11 protein-coding genes and 1 pseudogene are annotated in these 12,670 nt (G+C 60.3%); 6 read left to right on the plus strand and 6 right to left on the minus strand.

Annotation, left to right across the window (positions count from 1 at the left end):
- Positions 1–24 precede the first annotated feature (24 nt).
- The 4 genes from trpD to glp are packed head-to-tail and all read left to right on the plus strand — an operon-like array spanning position 25 to position 3,595.
- Positions 25–1,041 (plus strand): anthranilate phosphoribosyltransferase, encoded by a 1,017-nt coding sequence (trpD, locus tag HGP17_RS04650; RefSeq protein ID WP_168806343.1) that lies wholly within the window; start codon positions 25–27, stop codon positions 1,039–1,041.
- Between the two features lie 12 nt (positions 1,042–1,053).
- Positions 1,054–1,869: an indole-3-glycerol phosphate synthase TrpC gene (gene trpC, locus HGP17_RS04655; protein ID WP_168806345.1), complete on the plus strand. Its 816-nt coding sequence runs from the start codon at positions 1,054–1,056 to the stop codon at positions 1,867–1,869.
- A 1-nt stretch (position 1,870) separates the two neighbouring features.
- A complete protein-coding gene (gene moaC / locus HGP17_RS04660; RefSeq protein ID WP_168806347.1) occupies positions 1,871–2,365 on the plus strand; it encodes a cyclic pyranopterin monophosphate synthase MoaC in 495 nt (164 codons plus the stop codon).
- 3 nt (positions 2,366–2,368) lie between these two features.
- Positions 2,369–3,595 (plus strand): gephyrin-like molybdotransferase Glp, encoded by a 1,227-nt coding sequence (gene glp, locus HGP17_RS04665; RefSeq protein ID WP_168806349.1) that lies wholly within the window; start codon positions 2,369–2,371, stop codon positions 3,593–3,595.
- A gap of 108 nt (positions 3,596–3,703) precedes the next feature.
- On the opposite strand, the gene gnd is transcribed toward glp, so the two are convergent.
- Positions 3,704–4,729 carry a phosphogluconate dehydrogenase (NAD(+)-dependent, decarboxylating) gene (gnd, locus tag HGP17_RS04670; protein WP_168806351.1) on the minus strand — a complete coding sequence of 342 codons (1,026 nt, stop codon included), beginning with the start codon at positions 4,727–4,729 and terminating at the stop codon, positions 3,704–3,706.
- A gap of 366 nt (positions 4,730–5,095) precedes the next feature.
- Between gnd and tehA the strand changes: the two genes are divergently transcribed.
- A complete protein-coding gene (tehA, locus tag HGP17_RS04675; protein ID WP_168806353.1) occupies positions 5,096–6,097 on the plus strand; it encodes a dicarboxylate transporter/tellurite-resistance protein TehA in 1,002 nt (333 codons plus the stop codon).
- Positions 6,098–6,181: 84 nt separating this feature from the next.
- Here tehA and HGP17_RS04680 read toward each other — a convergent pair whose 3' ends face one another.
- Positions 6,182–7,315, minus strand: coding sequence for a citrate synthase (locus HGP17_RS04680; protein ID WP_168806355.1), 1,134 nt, complete (start codon positions 7,313–7,315; stop codon positions 6,182–6,184).
- Between the two features lie 84 nt (positions 7,316–7,399).
- On the opposite strand from HGP17_RS04680, the gene HGP17_RS04685 reads away from it, so the two are divergent.
- Positions 7,400–8,488: a citrate synthase/methylcitrate synthase gene (locus HGP17_RS04685; RefSeq protein WP_168806356.1), complete on the plus strand. Its 1,089-nt coding sequence runs from the start codon at positions 7,400–7,402 to the stop codon at positions 8,486–8,488.
- Positions 8,489–8,552: 64 nt separating this feature from the next.
- Here the strand turns inward: HGP17_RS04685 and HGP17_RS04690 are convergent.
- From HGP17_RS04690 to HGP17_RS04705, 4 genes and pseudogenes are all read right to left on the minus strand, one after another.
- Positions 8,553–10,405, minus strand: a pseudogene (locus HGP17_RS04690) (adenylate/guanylate cyclase domain-containing protein).
- Between the two features lie 13 nt (positions 10,406–10,418).
- Positions 10,419–10,952 (minus strand): FecR domain-containing protein, encoded by a 534-nt coding sequence (locus HGP17_RS04695; protein ID WP_168808085.1) that lies wholly within the window; start codon positions 10,950–10,952, stop codon positions 10,419–10,421.
- An 85-nt stretch (positions 10,953–11,037) separates the two neighbouring features.
- Complete coding sequence (locus HGP17_RS04700; RefSeq protein ID WP_168806357.1) at positions 11,038–12,087, minus strand: HoxN/HupN/NixA family nickel/cobalt transporter; 1,050 nt, start codon at positions 12,085–12,087, stop codon at positions 11,038–11,040.
- A 142-nt stretch (positions 12,088–12,229) separates the two neighbouring features.
- Complete coding sequence (locus tag HGP17_RS04705; protein ID WP_168806358.1) at positions 12,230–12,622, minus strand: rhodanese-like domain-containing protein; 393 nt, start codon at positions 12,620–12,622, stop codon at positions 12,230–12,232.
- Between the last annotated feature and the right edge of the window lie 48 nt (positions 12,623–12,670).

A 12,670-nucleotide genomic window follows, 5' to 3' on the forward strand; every position in this document is an offset into this window, starting at 1 on the left:
CCCGGTCGGGAGGATTGATAGTCGATGGCCGAATTGAAACCTTTAATCGCCAAGGTCGCCAATCGTGAGACATTGACGCGAGATGAAGCGCGGCAGGCATTTGAAATCCTGATGTCCGGCGAAGCGACGCCGTCGCAGATCGGTGCCTTCCTGATGGCCCTGCGTATCCGTGGTGAAACGGTCGACGAGCTCGTCGGTGCGGTGACCACGATGCGCGCCAAAATGCTGCCGGTATCGGCGCCCGCCGATGCGATCGATATCGTCGGCACCGGCGGTGACGGCGTTGGGACTTACAACATATCGACGCTGGCGGCCTTTATCGTCGCCGGCGCGGGCGTGCCGGTCGCCAAGCACGGTAACCGCGCCCAGAGCTCCAAGGCTGGAACGGCGGACACGCAATCCGTATTGGGCATCAAGCTCGATATCGGGCCGGAGACGATTGCACGCTGCATTCGCGAGGCCGGTATCGGCTTCATGTTCGCGCAACTGCACCATTCGTCCATGCGCCATGTCGGCCCTTCCCGCGTCGAACTCGGCACACGCACGATCTTCAACCTGCTCGGCCCCCTGTCGAATCCGGCTGGCGCCCGTCGTCAGCTGCTCGGCGTCTTTGCACCGCAATGGATTGTTCCGCTCGCCGAAGTTTTGAAAGACCTCAACGCCGAGAGCGTATGGGTGGTCCATGGCGACGGTCTGGATGAAATCACCACGACGGGCAAGACCTTGGTCGCGGCACTCGAGGATGGCAAGATCCGCACCTTCGAGCTGACGCCGGCGGATTTCGGTCTGCAGCATGCGAACCTCGCCGATCTCAAGGGCGGAGATGGCGTGGCCAATGCAGCAGCACTACGTGCGGTACTTGGCGGTGCAAAGAATGCCTATCGGGACATTGCGCTTGCCAACGCTGCGGCATCCCTCGTCATTGCCGGCAAGGCAGAAACGCTTCATGATGGCATGAGACTTGCGGCTCAGTCGCTCGATAGCGGCGCGACTGCGGCCGCGTTGGAGAAGCTCGTCGCCGTATCCAACGAAGAAGAATAGGTTCAGAACGTTATGACCGATATCCTTCAAAAGATCGAAGCCTACAAGCGCCAGGAAATCGCAGCCGCAAAGGCTAAGGTCTCCCTTGCCGATCTCAAGGCGATGCAGGCTGGCCAGTCCGCACCGCGTGGCTTTCACAAAGCGCTGCTGGCAAAGAAGAATGCCAGCACGTTTGGTCTCATTGCAGAAATCAAGAAGGCAAGCCCGTCGAAGGGGTTGATCCGTCCGGATTTCGATCCGCCGGCGCTTGCAAAGGCCTATGAGGCCGGTGGCGCAGCCTGCCTTTCGGTGCTGACGGACACGCCGAGCTTTGAAGGCGCGCCTGAATTCCTGACCGCGGCCCGGGCTGCATGTTCGCTGCCGGCCCTGCGCAAGGATTTCATGTTCGATACCTATCAGGTTCAGGAAGCCCGTGCCTGGGGAGCCGACTGTATCCTCCTCATCATGGCGTCGCTGTCGGATGACGATGCGCAACGCCTTCAGGACGAAGCCTTCGGTCTCGGCATGGACGTGCTGGTCGAAGTTCACGATGCGGAGGAAATGGAACGGGCGCTGAAACTGTCCTCTCCATTGATTGGCATCAACAACCGCAATCTGCGGACCTTTGAGGTCAGCCTTACCGTCAGCGAAACCCTGTCCGCCATGGTGCCCGAGGGACGTCTGCTGGTTGGCGAAAGCGGCGTCTTCACCCACGACGACTGCAAGCGCCTTGAAGCTGCCGGCATCTCCACTTTCCTCGTCGGCGAAAGCCTGATGCGCAAGGACGATGTGACTGCGGCAACGCGGCTGTTGCTCAACGGTGAAGCCGGCGTACTGGCGGCCGAGTAAGATGAGCACCGATAAAACCGGTCTCACCCATATCGACGCCTCGGGCGAGGCACATATGGTCGATGTCGGCGACAAGGCTGAAACGGCACGAAGCGCCACGGCCGGCGGTTATGTCAGGATGAAGCCGGAGACGCTGGCGCTGATTCGCGAAGGCAACGCCAAGAAAGGCGATGTGATCGGCACCGCACGGCTGGCGGGGATCATGGCCGCGAAGCAGACCTCCAATCTCATCCCTCTGTGCCATCCGCTGATGCTGACCAAGGTTGCCGTCGATATTGTCGAGGATGCTGGCCTGCCCGGTCTGCGCATTACGGCAACGGCAAAGTTGACCGGCCGCACAGGTGTGGAGATAGAAGCGCTGACGGCGGTTTCCATTGCCTGTTTGACGATTTACGACATGGCGAAAGCTGCAGATCGAAGCATGGAAATCGGTGGCATTACGCTACTGGAAAAATCCGGCGGAAAGTCGGGAGATTTCCGCCACCCGGGGGCCTGAAGCATGAGCTTGTTACCTGTCGCCGAAGCTCTGTCGCGTCTGTTGGACAGCGCGACGCCACGTCATCGGTTCGAGAACGTGGCGCTCGACATGGCCGAAGGCAGGGTTTTGGCAAAGGGTCTGGCAGCGCGGCTGACGCAGCCGCCTTTTGACGCTTCCGCCATGGATGGCTACGCTCTGCGCTTTGAGGATGCCGCAGCACCCGGCGCAGAGTTCCGAGTGATCGGTGCCTCTGCCGCCGGTCATGCCTTCGAAGGCAGCATTGGCAAGGGCGAGACGGTTCGCATCTTCACGGGCGCGCCGGTTCCTGCCGGCGCCGATTCGGTGCTTTTGCAGGAGGACGCCGAGAAGCTGGATGGCGATCGCATTCGCACGACCTATCCCATGCGCCAGAGGCAGCATGTTCGCCCTCGCGGTCAGGATTTTCTCGAGGATGAGGTCGTATTGCCCGCCGGCACGGTGATGGATTTCACCCGGCTCACGGTCGCCGCGGCCATGAATCACGCCACGCTCGATGTCTATCGTCGTCCGCTGGTCGCGATCCTTGCGACGGGCGATGAGCTGGTGACGCCCGGCAGTGTTCCCGGCCCGGCGCAGATCGTCGCGTCAAACACGTTCGGTATCGCGGCCCTGGCACGCAATGCCGGCGCTCACGTTCTGGATCTCGGCATCGTCGCGGACAACGAGGATGACATCACGGCTGCCATCGGCCGCGCGCAGGTCGCAAAAGCCGATATTATCGTGACGCTCGGAGGCGCATCCGTGGGCGACCATGATTTGGTGCAGGCAACGATGATTGCCGCCGGCATGCAGCTGGATTTCTGGCGCATCGCCATGCGCCCGGGCAAGCCGCTGATGGTCGGCAGCCTCGGCGACATGCATGTGCTGGGGCTTCCCGGCAATCCCGTATCCAGCCTTGTCTGCGGTGTGCTTTTTCTCGAGCCGCTGATCCGCAAGCTCGCCTCGCTCCCGCCTGTTAAGCGAGAAGCCCAGGCGCATGCTGCAATCACTCTTGCCCCGAACGACCAGCGCCAGGATTATGTGCGCGCCACGTTGACGAGGGCTGAGGATGGCGAATGGCTCGCCGAGCCGTTTCCAAAGCAGGATTCCTCAATGATGAAGGTATTCTCGCGCGCCGATTGCCTGATCGTCCGTCCGCCGCACGCCCCCGAATTGGCGGCGGGTGCACCCTGCCCCGTCCTTCTTTTGCGGCCTGATCTTCTGGGTTAAGCGGCTCCGCGATCCGCCTTCCGGCCGATCAACTTCCAATCTGGATAAGAAAAAGCCGGGAGGTTTGACCCTCCCGGCTTTTTTGTATGCACCAAATCGTCGAGGTGATTACTTCACGGGCTTCTCGTGATGGCCGCCGAAGCCGGCGCGCATCGCGGAAAGAACCTTGTTGGCATAATCGTCGTTGCCGCGCGAAGCGAAGCGGCCATAAAGCGCGGCGCTGAGAACCGGCGTCGGAACACCTTCGTCGATCGCGGCCGAGATCGTCCAGCGGCCTTCGCCGGAGTCAGATACGCGGCCGGCATACTGCGACAGCGCGGCGTCACCGTGCAGAGCGTCGGCAGTGAGGTCGAGCAGCCACGAGGTGATGACGCTACCGCGGCGCCAGACTTCGCTGATGTCGGCGATGTCGAGATCATACTGATAGTATTGCGGATGCGAGAGGGGTGCCGTTTCAGCGTCCTTCTCGGCGTCCTGCTTGCCGATATTGGCATGACGCAGAACGTTGAAGCCCTCGGCATACGCAGCCATCAGACCATATTCGATGCCGTTATGGACCATCTTGACGAAGTGGCCGGCGCCGGACGGGCCGCAATGCAGGTAACCCTGCTCCGCCGTGCTTGTCTTGCTGGCTTCTTCAGAGCGCATTTTCGATGGCGCTACGTCGCCCATGCCGGGAGCCAGCGTTGCAAAGATCGGCGAGAGATGCTCGACGGTTTCCTTTTCGCCGCCGATCATGAGGCAGTAGCCGCGCTCAAGGCCGAAAACGCCGCCGCTGGTGCCGACGTCGACATAGTGAATGCCCTTGGACCTCAGCTCCTCGGCACGACGGATGTCGTCATGATAGTAAGAATTGCCGCCGTCGATGACGATATCGCCCGATTCCAGCAGCGGAACGATCGTCGCCAGTTCCTGGTCGACAATAGCTGCCGGAAGCATGAGCCAAACGACGCGCGGCTTGGCGAGCTTTGATACGAAATCTTCGAGTGACTTGCTGCCGGTTGCGCCGAGCTGTTCGAGCGCTGCAATGCCTTCCGGACGCGCATCGAAAACAACAGCAGTATGGCCGTCCCTCATCAGGCGCTGCACCATGTTGTTGCCCATACGGCCAAGGCCAATCATTCCGATTTGCATATGTCAGTCTCCTAGGACGGTTTTAATCGTTTTGAATACTCCTTAAAGACATTTCGCAATATTTTCCAATGAACAAATGACGGGCGAGCTATGCATGAGCGCGACAGCGTCGAAAAATCGGCCCGTTCACGCATCTGTGATATCGGCGAGGGATAAAGCCGGCTTCCAATGCCCGGCAATGTCGCCAGACGGGATCAGGCCGATATTTTCACACACTCTTTTACCCTGGAAATTAAGTGGTTGGCCGACAAAATAATGCTCAGCACCTCTCGATTTTCAAGGTAAGATTGTGCTGCAATCCATCGTTCCGGTTTTGACAGGATCTTTCACTGGACGCCGCCTGCCACGAGGCGTCGAAGGGGGCACATGGCTACGTCTTTGAAACTGCCACTCATTCCGGCTGCATTCTTCGGCATGGTGTTGGGCCTTTCCGGGCTTGCCAATGCCTGGCGTGTCGGCGCGCGCATCTGGCAACTGCCATCAATAATCGGCGAGGTGCTCACCTTTGTCACGCTCACCGTATGGCTGGTTCTCCTCGTGCTCTATGCCCTGAAATGGATCATTATCCGAAGCGAAGGTCTCAAGGAGGTGACCCACCCGGTCCAGTGCTGCTTCATCGGCCTGATCGGCGTCGCCACCATGCTGGCGGCTGGAGGGATTTTGCCCTATTCGCGTATTGCTGCCGAAACCATCTTCCTTGCTGGTGCTGCCTATACGCTTGCTTTTTCCGTTTGGCGCACCGGCGGCCTCTGGCAGGGTGAACGCGATGTTGCCGCAACGACAGCCGTGCTCTATCTGCCGAGCGTTGCGGGGAGCTTCGTGACCGCGATCGTCAGTGCGGCTTTGGGCTTACCCGAATGGGGGCAGCTTTTCTTCGGCGCCGGGTTCTTTGCATGGCTGGCGATCGAATCAGCCCTGCTCCACCGCCTGCTGACAGGCCCGGCACTGCCGCCGACGCTGCGACCCACACTCGGCATTCAACTCGCGCCGCCGGCCGTCGGCGCGCTCGCTTATATCGGCGTGACACAGGGACCAGCTGACATCCTCGTCCACGCGATGCTTGGCTATGCCATTTTGCAGGCCCTCATCATGATTCGCCTGTTGCCGTGGATCACAAAGGAATCGTTCAGTCCGGCCTACTGGGCCTTTTCGTTCGGTGCCACCGCGCTGGCCGCTGCTCCGATGCGGCTGATCGAGCGTGGTGATGGTGGTCCCATCGCGCAGCTCGCGCCGGTTCTGTTCGTAGCCGCCAACATTGCTGTGGGGTTGATTGCCTTGGCCACGATCCGTCTCATCCTCAGCCGCAAGCTGGTTATCGGATGGATTGATTTGACAAATCACGATACCGGAGCCGTCGGCCGGAGCTGACGGTTGACGCAATGTTGAAACGACGCCGCGCCATATCACCTTACAGTGATTTGGCTGAATATGCCGGTGCGGGTGTGAATGAAGTTACTGAACCGGCGGCCCGATATAGCGTGCCCGCGGCCGGATGAGGCGGCCGCTTGTCGCCTGCTCCATCGCATGAGCCAGCCATCCAACACTGCGCGAGAGCGCGAAGATGATCAGCGGCGCGTCCTCCGGCAAGTGATATGCATGCGTCATCGCCGTCAGTGCAAAGTCAACATTGACGCGTTCGCCGACGAGCTGCTCACCGATCTCGCGCACCGCTGAAAACAGAGGTGGCAGCGTCAGGCAATCCAGCAGGGATACGCCACGCACATCGGCATCCGGATAAAGCTGATGGCCGAAAGCGGGCAAGGGTCGCCCCTCCGACAGATAGCTGCGGACAGCCTCTTCCGCACCCATGGTAGCCGCCCGCGCGATGAGCGAACGTACGCTTTGCCAGGCACCGCCATGCAGCGGCCCTGTCAATGTCGAAAGACCGGAAAGGGTCGCTGCAGATAGTGTCGCACCTGCGGAAGCTGTGATTCGTGCCGTGAAGGTCGAAGCGTTCAGCTCATGATCCGCAAGCAGCACGAGGCAACGTCGTATCATCTCGCCGGCATCCGGGCGGCCCCAGGCAAGAGCAAGACGTTCATGTATAGGACGATTGGCAGCGCCGGGCGCAAGCATGTCGGCGACGGTTGAAAGGACGCTTTCCGCTTCATTCTGGAGGGCCGGCAGCGAACGGCCTAGGGACGGAAGGTCTCCGGTGATGCGCTCGGCAAGTGCGGTGAAAGCCGCATTCAAGGAAGGATGCCTCCGTCCCACCTCCTCTGCCTCCAACCGTAAGGGCCGCTTCATATCCCAGAGCAGCACCGCGACATCTTCCAGGCTTGCCGTCTCGGCGAGGAGTGCCGCATCCTGGCCTCGATAAAAGAGCCGCCCGCCGTAAACCGTCGACAGCGCCGAGGGAAGAACAGGATCGCCCCATTGGATAGCTTCGGCAGCGACAGCCTCCGTCTTGCGGCGGCCGGCATGACGGCTCGCCAGCCGCTTCACATCATCCGCAAAATAGAGGCTGCGTCGTGTGTCCGCCGGATCAGGCTTCGCGCGGATGCGGCCACGGCTGACATTGGCATAAAGCGTCTGTGATTTCGTTCCCAGCAGATCCAGCGCCTGCTCTGCCGTCAGCCAGCTCATCGGTCCTCATATTGATCATTTGCATCAAGATTGACGTCAATAGGAATAGGCCCGATCTAAATGGATAGTCAAAGGAGAACTGTAATGAAAAGTGGTCTTGAAGACGTCATTGCCGCAGAAACCAAGCTATCCGACGTCGATGGCGCTACCGGTCGCCTGATCATACGTGGCGTATCGCTCGATGATCTGGTTGCCACCAGCCGCTTTGAAGATGTCGCGGCTCTGCTGCTCGATGGCCTGTTTGACGAACACGTCGATGCGGATTCCATTCGCGTGCGGCTTGGCGCGGCTCGTGTCGCGCTATTTCAGCATGTCGAGGCAGCCGATGCCGTCTTGCTTGCCCTGCCACCAGTCGATGCAATGCGCGCACTTCTGGCTCGAGTCGAGGACGGCGAGAATTTTGAAGATGCCATCAAGCTTATGGCGGCGCCGGCAGTCTTTCTTCCGGCTGTGCTGCGAATGCAGAAGGGCGATAAGCCGCTGAAGCCGGATGCGTCTCTTTCCCAGTCGGCCGATATTCTGCGCATGTTGACAGGCCGTGTGCCGTCAGCCGAACAGACGGCAGGGCTCGATGCCTATCTTGTGACGATTTCGGATCATGGGCTCAACGCGTCCACATTCGCCTCGCGCGTCATCGCCTCCACCCATGCCGGCCTGACATCGTCTGTCCTGGCCGCGATCAGCGCGCTGAAGGGTCCTTTGCATGGCGGCGCGCCCGGACCCGTCCTCGATATGCTCGATGGCGTCGGAACGCCTGAAAACGCCCGCGCCTGGCTATCGCACGCGCTTGACCACGGCGAGCGTCTGATGGGCTTTGGCCATCGCATCTACCGTGTCCGCGATCCACGAGCCGATGCGCTGAAAACCGTATTGAAGCCCATCTTCGCCAGCGGACAGGCAGATCAGGCACGCATCGCGCTAGCGGAGGCAATCGAATCCGCAGCCCTCGCCCTGCTGCACGAACGCAAACCCGATCGTCCGCTGGAAACCAACGTCGAATATTACACCGCACTGTTGCTGGATGCTCTTGGTTTTCCGCGCAACGCCTTTACCGGCGTCTTTGCCATCGGACGCACCATCGGCTGGATCGCGCATGCGCGTGAGCAGACGCTCGATGGCCGCCTGATCCGCCCGCAGTCGCGCTACGTCGGCCCTGTGCCAAAGGCGGCTTGAAACATTTGAAACCAGTGCGGTCGCGCTTAGGCGCGGCCGCATCGGCGTGCCTGGGACGGAATGATCAGCTACGCCAGAGCCAGATGGGTAATGTGCCGGCTCGGCCACGCAAGCTCGCATCGAGCGGGCCGTCAAGCTTGCCTTCCATAAAAGGAATGCTGTCACGACCGGCCGCATGCAAGAGGTCGTTGCTGATGGCGATCTCCGCACCATTTCGGGCAGCAACCTCCATCAGGCGGCTGGCAACATTGACGGTGTCGCCCGTGGCCGTGATCTGTTGACGGTCGCCGTCCCCGAGCCTCGATGCGACGATCATGCCGAAATGCGCGCCGATCTTGAAGCCTATGCGCGAGGCGGTCGCCTCCGGCAATGTCACGAGCCAGCCTCTCATTCGATCGGCGAGATGAATGCAACAACGGGCTGCGTTGGCTGGGTCAGTGTGTTTCGGTTGCGGCAGGCCGAAAAGAATCATTGCCCCGTCACCCATGAAACTGGTGATGGCGCCGCCGGTGGCCGTCACCTCTTCATCGACAAGATGATAGAACCCGTTCAGCAGTTCCCGCACGGCAGCAGGGCCGATCGTTTCGCTGAGACCGGTGAAACCGTTGATGTCGATAAAGACAACGGCTGCTTCCTGATGCACAGGCTCGGCAAGGAAACCCGGATCGCGGGCCAGATGCTCGGCAAGTCCCGGTGCCTGGATGCGCTGCAGACGCTCGCTCTGCTCGGCGAGACGGCCCGCCTGCCGGCGTCCAAGCCAAAGCTGCGTCGCACCGAAGAGGAGCGCGGGAGGCACCGTCGCGGCGATCGGCAAGGCGGCACTGAGCAGATCCCATGCTTGAAAGCGCTGATATTGATTGCCAGCCAGGCGGCGACCACGCAAAACACCATGACCAAACCGATCGTGTTGCGCCGCCAGGCGAGCAGGCCGACAATGACGAGCGGCATGCCGACCGCGAAGTATAGATCCAGATAACGCACGCCGAGATCGCGGATAAGCCCGTCCTTTGCGATCAGGTGCGTGATCGAGGTGGAGACGACCTCGACGCCCGGCAATACCGGATCGAAAGGCGTCGGGAAAACATCGCCGCCGCCCGTGACCGTCGCGCCGATGACGACGATATGATCCCTGATCGCGTCTTCCGGCAGATGCCCGCTGAGAGCCGCGCTGGCGCTGATGGTGCGAATCGTGCCGCGCGGACCGTAAAAGGATAGTGGCATCAGATAGCCGGTATCCGTATGGACCGAATGGCTGCCTATCTTGATCTGATCGGAAATGACGGCAGCCTGCTCGCCTGTCGCAGCGGATGCGACCCGCAGCGAGAAGGAGGGTTCGATGCGATCGCCGCTGCGAAACAGCATAGGCACGAAACGCGGCGTTCCCGTCTTGTCGGTCTGGACATTAACGACGCCGTAGCTCGCGGCAGCGGCAAAGCGTTGTTGCGGCTCGATAAATTGCAGAGCGCTTGGAACCCGTGCAAGCGGTTCCTTGCTGGTATCTGTCACCCGCTGATGACTTTCAGGAAAGATGCCGGCGGCGGCGAGGACGGCATTGGTGCGTCTGAGCGATTGTTCCAGCGCGGCGTCGCCGGCCTCATCGCCTGGATCGACCAGAAGCACGTCGAGCGCCAGGGCTTTCGGCCCTAGAGCCGAAATCGCGTCGATGATTTTGGCGAGTGTGGCGCGTGGCAGCGGATAGTGCTCTGCAACGCGGGACGTATCGTCATCGATAGCGACGATTGTAACAAGATCGGGCGGCTGCCGGCGTCCGCCGATCGTATCCCTCAGATTGGTCAGCGTCGCCTCGGCTCCGTCGACAAATGGAATGTCGCCGTGCAGATGCGTGATGCCGAGACCGAGGCCCCAGAGCGCGGTCAATACAAGCGCGATCAGCGTCTGCAACGGAGGTCTGCGCATGGGCGTCAGGATCTCACTGGCCGAGACGCGTCATCAATGCGTTGATGCGTTGTTGTGCCCAGCTTATGACCCGCAGAGAAGATCGGCCGCTGTCGGCATCGATGCCCTGCCCTTTGCCGAGCGTGACACCTTGTCCGGTCGACACCTTGTTGACGGCGACACGGCCGCGCAGGACCAACACCGAAGTCTTGCCGCGCTGTACGTCGACAGCCCATTGTGTGCCGCGAACGGCTGCGATCGCCTGTGGCGTCACCACTTCGAAGCCGCCCTTGACCTTGCTGCTGTCGACATCGACCAGGACCGCCTTGCCGTTGAGCACGATGGCATCGACCTGCCCATCATGATTCCGGTCCGCCAGACGGTAATGTGCGCCGCGCTCCAGGGTGATGCTGAGGCCGGGCTGGCAGTTCAAGGTCTGCCGCTCCGCGCTGACGGCCGGCTGCAAGGAGCAATTTCCTGCGGTTTGCGCAAAGACCGCATCGGTGCTGACGGCAGACAAAACAGCTGCAGTAAGCGCGGTCGGGAGAAAATTGCCGATCTTGATCATGAATATGGCCCTCATCGCACGTATCTGGGGCGCGAGATGGCGATTCCCAGTCACGACATTCCAAATCTTTGGGTGCGATGATGCGTCAGGGATGATTGATCCGCAAGTTGTCATAGCCACGTGCCTTGTAAAGCACGGTCGAGATCAGCCAGCTCAACAGGAAAATGCCGACGACGGCAAAGCCGAAATTGGCAAGATTATCATTGAGTTCGCCAATAAAGCTCCAGAACCAGCCTTGAAGACCAAGCTTGTCCGAGATCAGCCCAAGCGCCTCGATCCCGCCAATGAAGATAGCAACGACGACGGAGGCTGCGGTGATCGTAAGATTGTACCAGAGCTTGCGGACCGGCTTGACGAAGGCCCAGCCGTAAGCGCCCGTCATCAGGGTGCTGTCAAGCGTATCCATCAGGGACATGCCGGCGGTAAACAGCGCCGGGAAGATGAGGATCGTCCAGAAGGACATTCCCTGTGCTGCCTGGGCGGCGGAAATGCCGAGAAGCCCGATTTCCGTCGCGGTGTCGAAGCCGAGACCGAAGAGAAAGCCGATGGGATACATATGCCAGGAGCGGGTCACGACCTTGAACATCGGCCGGAAGATGCGGGCCAGAAAACCACCGCCGACAAGCAGCGCATCAAGGTCTTCCTCGGCGATCCTTTCGCCTCTTTGTGCGCGTTTGAAGGCGGACCACACGCCTTTCAGGACAAAAAGATTGGCAATGCCGATCAGCAGAAGGAACAGGGCCGAGACCGTCGTGCCGATCACGCCTCCAATATCATGAAAGGAATCAAGCTGGCTCTGCATTGCCGCTGCCGTTGCTGCGATCAGGATCGAGGCGATGATGACGATCGAGGAATGACCGAGCGAGAAGAAGAAGCCGACTGCATGAGGCTGCTTTTTTTCCTGGATTAATTTTCGCACGACGTTGTCGATCGCGGCGATGTGATCGGCATCGAAGGCATGGCGAAGGCCGAACATATAAGCGAGAAAGGCAATGCCCAAAAGCGATGGCCTGTCTGCAAAAGCCAGCCAGGCCCAGATCCACGCGGCGATATTGAACGCGATCAGCAACGCGAAGGTCGAAGCGATTTTGGCCCTCGGCCGTTCCACGCTATCGTCGAATGGATTTAGGATCATACTTTTGTTCCCGTTATGCTTACTGACAGACTGCCACGGAACGGGGGACGGCGCGACAGCCAAATGACGTAGATGCCAAGTTTTTCTGCAGTGTCGCAAAAATGAGCAAAGCCGGTACTCGCCGGATTTGCTTCTTGTCCTATCAGCCCACGTCCAGCGGATTGCCCTCATCCGCCCAGCCGGTGATGCCGCCGATCATCACCTTGACGCGCTTGCCAAGCGTGCCGAGACGCAGCGCCGCCTTGTCGGTGCCGTTGCAATGCGGCCCCGCGCAATAGACCACGAACAGCGTATCGTTCGGCCAATCCGCCATCTTGCGCGCGGTCATCTTGCCGTGCGGCAGGTTGATCGCGCCGGGAATATGCTGTGCCTGAAACAGCGCCGGGCCACGAACATCGAGCAGAACGAAATCGACATTGCCTGAGGTCATCGACTGATAGACGTCTGAGCAATCCGTTTCGAAACCAAGCCTCTTTGCGTAATGCTCGGCGACAAGGCTTGGGTGCGCGGTGGGGATTTCACTAACGAGAGACATGGAACGCTCCTTCTTTGGTTCGGTGCATTCATGCCTGAGCAATCCTGT

Source organism: Rhizobium sp. P38BS-XIX, from assembly GCF_012641435.1.
GTDB lineage: Bacteria > Pseudomonadota > Alphaproteobacteria > Rhizobiales > Rhizobiaceae > Rhizobium.